The following is a 5,494-nucleotide window of genomic DNA, read 5'->3' as shown; positions in this document are numbered from 1 at the left end:
CGCGCCCCGCGCGATCCCGCAGCGGCCGGTGCGAGCCGGGGCAGGCACGCGGTGTTCCGCACACCCGCGCCCGCGCTGCTGGTGGTGTTCCTGCTGTTGATCGGCATGCTGCCGTTCGCGTTCGCGGCGCCGGGACTCCAGGCGCTGCTCGCGGTGCCCGTCGGGCTGGCCGTGTGGATCGTGCGCAACCGCACCACCGCGACCCGGCACGGCCTGACGGTGCGCACCACGCTCGGCACTCGCGAGCTGCCCTGGGAGGCGGTGGCCGGGCTTTCGCTCACCCGGAAGGCGAAAGTCCATGCCGTGCTGGCCGACGGCGGCACCGTGCCGCTGCCCGGCGTGCGCACCCGCCACCTTCCGGTCATCTCGTTCGTCAGCGAGGGCAGGCTGCCCGACCCCTCGGGTGTGCTCGACGGTACGCGCGACACGGCACGCGCCGAGGGTGCCCGCGCGAACGGTACGGACGACACGCAGAGCGCGGAAAGTACGGAGAGCCCGAACGACGCGAACGACGCGGACGGCGCGAAGGGGCCGGACGACACGGAGGGACCGAGCGGCCCGGACGGTACGAAGGGCGCGAGCGGCGCTGCCGGGGCCCGGCCCGGCGACGGCGGAACGCGCGACGACGACGTGGACCACGGCGGGCATACCAGCGGCGCGTAGTCTTGCCGCATGCCTGCACTGCGTTCCCGTACCACGACTCACGGCCGCAACGCCGCGGGAGCCCGCTCCCTGTGGCGCGCGACCGGCATGACCGACAGCGACTTCGGCAAGCCCATCGTGGCGATCGCCAACTCCTACACGCAGTTCGTGCCGGGCCACGTCCACCTCAAGGACCTGGGTGAGGTCGTCGCGGAGGGCGTGCGTGCCGCGGGCGGCGTGCCCCGGGAGTTCCACACCATCGCGGTGGACGACGGCATCGCCATGGGACACAGCGGAATGCTGTACTCGCTGCCCTCCCGCGAGATCATCGCCGACTCGGTCGAGTACATGACCAACGCCCACCAGGCCGACGCGCTGGTGTGCATCTCGAACTGTGACAAGATCACGCCGGGCATGCTCAACGCCGCGATGCGGCTCAACATCCCGACCGTGTTCGTCTCCGGTGGCCCGATGGAGGCGGGCAAAGCCGTGGTGGTGGACGGGGTCGCCCACGCCCCGACCGACCTGATCACCACGATCTCGGCGTCGGCGAGTTCCGAGGTCGACGACGAGGGTCTGTCGGAGGTGGAGCGGTCGGCGTGCCCCACCTGCGGGTCGTGCTCGGGCATGTTCACGGCCAACTCGATGAACTGCCTCACCGAGGCGCTGGGGCTCTCGCTGCCCGGCAACGGCTCGACGCTGGCCACGCACGCCGCGCGCAGGCGGTTGTTCAGCGACGCGGGCACCACCGTCGTGCGCCTGGCACAGCGCTGGTACCGCGACGACGACGAGACCGCCCTGCCCCGTTCGATCGCCAACCGGCACGCCTTCGCCAACGCGATGGCGCTCGACATGGCCATGGGCGGCTCGACGAACACCGTGCTGCACATCCTCGCCGCCGCCCGGGAAGGCGAGGTGGACTTCACGATCGACGACATCGACACGATCGGCCGCCGCGTGCCGTGCCTGTCCAAAGTGGCACCGAACTCGAACTACCACATGGAGGACGTGCACCGCGCGGGCGGCATCCCCGCCATCCTGGGTGAGCTGCACCGGGGCGGGTACCTGCACACCGACGTCACGTCCGTGCACTCGCCCTCGCTCGACGAGTGGCTGTCCGAGTGGGACGTCCGGAACCCTGCGGCCTCCGAGCGGGCGCGCGAGCTGTTCCACGCCGCGCCGGGCGGGGTGCGCACCACCGAGGCGTTCTCGACGACCAACCTGTGGTCCTCGCTCGACACCGACGGCGAGAACGGCTGCATCCGGTCGGTCGAGCACGCCTACACCGCCAGCGGCGGGCTGACCGTGCTGCGCGGCAACCTCGCCGAGAACGGTGCGGTCATCAAGTCGGCCGGCATCGACGAGTCGCTGTGGCACTTCCGTGGCCCCGCCCGGGTCGTGGAGAGCCAGGAGGAGGCGGTCTCGGCCATCCTGGGCAAACAGGTCCAGCCCGGCGACGTGCTCGTCGTGCGGTACGAGGGCCCCTCGGGCGGACCGGGGATGCAGGAAATGCTGCACCCCACGGCGTTCCTCAAGGGCGCGGGACTGGGCGCGGTGTGCGCGCTGATCACCGACGGGCGCTTCTCCGGGGGTTCCTCCGGCATCTCCGTCGGGCACATCTCCCCGGAGGCCGCGGCGAAGGGCGCCATCGGGCTCGTCGAGAACGGCGACGAGATCCTCATCGACGTGCGCGAGCGCACCCTCTCGCTCCTGGTGGACGACGACGTGCTCGCCGAGCGCCGCGCGAAGATGGAGGCCTCCGAGCGGCCGTGGCAGCCGGTCGAGCGGGAACGCCCGGTCACCGGCGCGCTGCGCGCGTACGCCCGCATGGCCACCTCCGCCGACACCGGGGCGGTGCGCGACCCGAGCCGCTGATCGGCGCCCGCACGGTGGACGGGGGAGCCGGGCCTCACCGAAAGGCCCACTCCCCCGCTCGCCCACCGGCGCGCGGCGTACTCAGCCGTACAGCACCAGCACCGCGGTGGAGGCCCCCGCGGCCAGCACGAGCGACACCAGGCCGAAGGTCAGCGGCCTGCGCCGCCACGGGGTGTTCTTGTCCAGCGCGACCCGGCCCGACCCGGTGAACAGCAGGGCGAAGGCCACCACCGCGAGCAGCAGCTCGTACTCGACGCCCCCACCGCCCGCGAAGAACCCGCCGTCGAACTTGACGTAGACCGTGTTGACCGCGACGCCGAGCACGGCGGCGGCACCGAGCGGGGTGAACAGGCCCAGCACGAGCAGCAGCCCGCCACCCACCTCGGACAACGCGGTGATCCACGCCAGCAGCGTGGTCTGCCCGGTGTAGCCGAACGACTCGAGCGCCTGGGCGAACCCGCCGATCCCCGGGCCGCCGAGCAGGCCGAACTTCTGCAGGCCGTGCGCGATCATGATCACGCCGAGCGCCAGTCGCAGCACCAGCAGCCCGGCGTCGAGACCGCCGTGCCAGGTCTCGGGCGCGCTCGCGCGGCCACCGGCGCCCGCGCCGTCGTCGCCGCCCACCGCGGGGGCGGTGGTGCGGGTGGTCGGCGTGTCGGTGATCCTGTCCGGATCGAACAGGTCGGAACCGGACAGCGTCTTCGGCCGCTCGGCACGGTCGTCGTGAGCACTCATGAGCGCGCAGCGTAAGGCATACCGGCCGACGCCGGGCGCACGACGGCGGTGCGAGTGTCCGGGGACTCAGTACTCGCCGTGAACCAGGTTCTCCGGCAGCTCGCCCTGCACGTAGCGGGCGATCTCGGCCGCCGCGACGGCGTAGGAACGACGGCGCGCGTCCCGTACCGCGCCCGCGATGTGCGGGGTGACCACCACGTTCGGCAACGTCCACAGCGGATGTCCGTCCGGCAGCGGCTCCGGATCGGTGACGTCGAGCGCGGCGCGCAGCCTGCCCGCCGACAGGTGCGCCACGAGCGCGTCGGTGTCCACGACCCCGCCCCGGGAGGCGTTGACCAGCAGCGCGTGATCGGGCATCGCGGCCAGGAACGCGTCGTCGACCATCCCGTGTGTCCGGGAGGTCAACGGCACCAGCACCACCACGATGTCGCTCTCCGGCAGCAGGGTGGGCAGTTCGTCGACCCCGTGCACGTCGTCGCGCGCGGTCAGTCCCACCATGCGGACGCGGGTGTCGAACGGTTCCAGTCTGCGCCGCAACTGACCGCCGACGTCGCCCGCCCCGAGCACCACCGCGCGTTTGCCCTGGAGGGTGTCGGTGGTGCCGGGAATCCAGTGGCCCCGGCGCTGCGCGGCGGCGAACCCGTCGAGATCACGGCACACCGACAGCAGGACGGCCATCACCCATTCGGCGGTGCTCCCCCCGTGCGCGCCCCGGCAGGTGGACAGCAACACCCCGGACGGCAGCGCCCCCGTCCAGTCCTCCGCGCCGGCGGAGAGGAGCTGAATCAGTCGTAGCCGTGGCATCCACCGCAGCAGCGGGGCGAGCCGGGGCGCCTTGGCGCCCGGGATGAGCACCTCCGCCTCGGCCGCTTCGGGGGGCAGCGCCTCGTCGAGGCCGTACCGCACGGGGCGGACGCCCTCGACCTCCGACAGCGCCTCGAATCCTTCGTCGTGGGGTACCAGCACGGTGATCGTCACGGTCCCATCGTGACCCACGCGGCACGCCCCGCTTACCGGAGGTTCACGGTGTGCCGCCTAGGCTGGGTGACCGTGCGCACGCGAGTTCGCGGGAGATCGAAGACGGTCGCGGCCGTGTCGTGCGCCGTCCTGCTCGCCGCGGGGTGCGCCCAGTTCGACGACACGGCGGGTGAACGGAACTGGGAACCGGCGCCGAACCTCACGCCGGAGGCCGGGCCCCAACCCGACCTGCCCGAGGTCGAGCGGCACAGCGAGCCGGGGGCACCGCCGCGCTCCCGCGAACCGGTCCCGCCACCCGAGGGGTGCACCGACTACGACGAGGCCGTGCTCGCGACCTGCCTCGACACCGTGTCGGCCGTGACGGCCCTGCCCACCGACGGAGCGACCGTGACCGCCCTGGCCGGTGAGCGCCGCAGCGGCAGGGTGCTGCGCGTCGGCACCGACGGCGAGGAGGCCGAGATCGCCACCCTCGACGTGGACCCCTCGGGCGGCGGCGGGCTGAGTTCGCTGGCGCTGTCGCCCACCTACGCCGAGGACCGGCTCGTCTACGCCTACGTCACCACGGCCACCGACAACCGCGTCGTGCGCTTCAGCGAGGGCGGTCCCGCCAAGCCCGTCCTCACCGGCATCCCACGGGGCGAGACCGGCAACAGCGGGGCGCTGCTGGCCGCCGACGACGGCACCCTGTTCGTCGCGACCGGTGACGCGGGCGACCCGGCCGCGGCCGACGACCCGGACTCGCTGGCGGGCAAGGTGCTCCGGGTCGATCCCAGCGGCGCCCCGGCGGAAGGCAACCCGCGACCCGGCTCGCCGGTGTACGCGAGCGGGGTGCACGCCCCGGGGGGCCTGTGCGCCACCGACGACAACTCCCGCGTGTGGGTGACCGACCGGGAACCCGGCCGCGACGCGATCTACCGGCTGCGGGCGGGCGAAGCGCTGTCGGTGCCCGCGTGGACCTGGCGCGAGGCCCCGGGCGTCACCGGCTGCGCGGACTGGGACGACGTGCTCGTCGTGGCGATGTCGGAGGGCGCGAGCGTGCACAACCTGCCGCTGAACGCGGACGGCTCCGTCGGGGGCGAGCCGCGGGTCACGATGGACGGCGAGCGCGGGCCCGACTACGGGCGCTTCGGCAGCCTGGCCTCGGTCACCGCCGACGTCGCCGTCGCGGGCACCGTCAACAAGGACGGCGGCGCGCCGGTCTCCAGCGACGATCGCGTGGTGCTCATCGTCCGCCAGCCCGCGTCGAGCGGCGGGCCGGACTGAC

General features: G+C 73.3%; 5 protein-coding genes. 3 read left to right on the top strand and 2 right to left on the bottom strand.

Annotated features, from left to right (window positions below; translation table 11 throughout):
• Both SACSA_RS24620 and ilvD read left to right on the top strand, forming a co-directional pair.
• Positions 1 to 663: PH domain-containing protein (locus SACSA_RS24620; RefSeq protein WP_019816017.1), on the top strand; the 663-nt coding region annotated here is incomplete at its 5' end.
• 9 nt (positions 664 to 672) lie between these two features.
• Complete coding sequence (gene ilvD, locus SACSA_RS0111455; RefSeq protein ID WP_028661789.1) at positions 673 to 2,517, top strand: dihydroxy-acid dehydratase; 1,845 nt, start codon at positions 673 to 675, stop codon at positions 2,515 to 2,517.
• A gap of 81 nt (positions 2,518 to 2,598) precedes the next feature.
• On the opposite strand, the gene SACSA_RS0111450 is transcribed toward ilvD, so the two are convergent.
• Positions 2,599 to 3,252 (bottom strand): DoxX family protein, encoded by a 654-nt coding sequence (locus SACSA_RS0111450; RefSeq protein ID WP_019816014.1) that lies wholly within the window; start codon positions 3,250 to 3,252, stop codon positions 2,599 to 2,601.
• 66 nt (positions 3,253 to 3,318) lie between these two features.
• A complete protein-coding gene (locus SACSA_RS0111445; RefSeq protein ID WP_019816012.1) occupies positions 3,319 to 4,230 on the bottom strand; it encodes a 2-hydroxyacid dehydrogenase in 912 nt (303 codons plus the stop codon).
• A gap of 114 nt (positions 4,231 to 4,344) precedes the next feature.
• On the opposite strand from SACSA_RS0111445, the gene SACSA_RS0111440 reads away from it, so the two are divergent.
• Positions 4,345 to 5,493, top strand: coding sequence for a PQQ-dependent sugar dehydrogenase (locus tag SACSA_RS0111440; protein WP_019816010.1), 1,149 nt, complete (start codon positions 4,345 to 4,347; stop codon positions 5,491 to 5,493).
• The last annotated feature ends 1 nt before the right edge of the window (position 5,494 follow it).

Source organism: Saccharomonospora saliphila YIM 90502, assembly GCF_000383795.1.
In the GTDB taxonomy this organism is placed as follows: domain Bacteria; phylum Actinomycetota; class Actinomycetes; order Mycobacteriales; family Pseudonocardiaceae; genus Saccharomonospora; species Saccharomonospora saliphila.
Note: the sequence above shows the minus strand (reverse complement) of the source record. Positions and strands in the feature narration are given on the sequence as shown.